Here is a 1,087-nt window from a genome sequence, read left to right as displayed (position 1 = left end):
CCCCCTTTTTGTTGAAAAATTACCCTACCGATACATTACCTACGTTTTAGTGCTTGAGTTTTTTCGGCTTGGTTTATTGCGCTAAAAAATCAATTATTATCCTTGACGAATTTACCCTAGGAAATCGATTTCATCAAATTCTAATCGGTTAAGTGGAAATTATTGCAGTTACTCTAATAATTCTGTTGGTAAATTGCAAAAATGATAAAGGATTTGCTTTTCAGCCTTTTTGTAGCTAATAAAGTAGCTATGAAATGAGTAATAAATGTCCTGTCGTAGTTGATAAGGAAAATTTAATACCTGAAATATGTGAATTTTGACTATTTACTTCTAAATTAACAACCTGCTTTCAATGGTTCAAGTCTGAAGACTTGAACTTAAATCCATCGAATCACCTATGCGATATATTTCTTTTTTATTAAGTCTGATCATTACAATTGGTCTTGGCATTTTGCTATCCGTTCCTATAGGAACTGTCCCCGCTTTGGGCTTGCTTTTAGATCCCCACCATGGTTTTTGGCAAAACTCCTACAGTGAGGATGCTTTGGCAAAAAATAAAATCAAGTTGAAAAATCTAAAAGATGATGTCGATGTGGTTTATGATGAACATTTGATACCTCATGTTTTTGCCAAGAATGAAGAAGATCTATTCAGGGTTCAGGGTTATGTAACAGCCCAACACAGGTTGTGGCAAATGGAATTTCAGACTATGGCGGCGGCTGGAAGAATTGCTGAAATCGTTGGTCCCGTTGCCATTGAACTGGATAGGATGACCCGGCGGAAAGGATTGGCTTACAGTGCAGAACAGGCTGTGCAATATATTAAAAATAATGACCAGGAAACTTTTAAGCTTGTTGAAGCCTATTCAGATGGAGTCAATCAGTACATAGAAAATCTGTCAAGGGCAAGGATGCCTTTGGAATACAAGATTCTTGGTTATCAGCCAGAGTCTTGGAATGTCTACAAATCTCTTTTGCTTTTGAAATATATGGCTGATATGTTGGTAGGTGACAAAGACCTGGAATATACCAACATGAGGCAAATGATCGGAGAGGAACTGATGGGTAAACTTTTCCCCTTGTTTCCT

The 1,087-nt window shown here is 37.2% G+C and carries 1 protein-coding gene; it reads left to right on the top strand.

Annotated features, from left to right (window positions below; genetic code table 11):
• Positions 1-397: 397 nt before the first annotated feature.
• Positions 398-1,087: penicillin acylase family protein (locus tag B879_RS20875; protein WP_040401532.1), on the top strand; the 690-nt coding region annotated here is incomplete at its 3' end.

Origin of the sequence: Cecembia lonarensis LW9, assembly GCF_000298295.1 — a bacterium.
GTDB classification, from domain to species: Bacteria; Bacteroidota; Bacteroidia; order Cytophagales; family Cyclobacteriaceae; genus Cecembia; species Cecembia lonarensis.
Note: the sequence above shows the minus strand (reverse complement) of the source record. Positions and strands in the feature narration are given on the sequence as shown.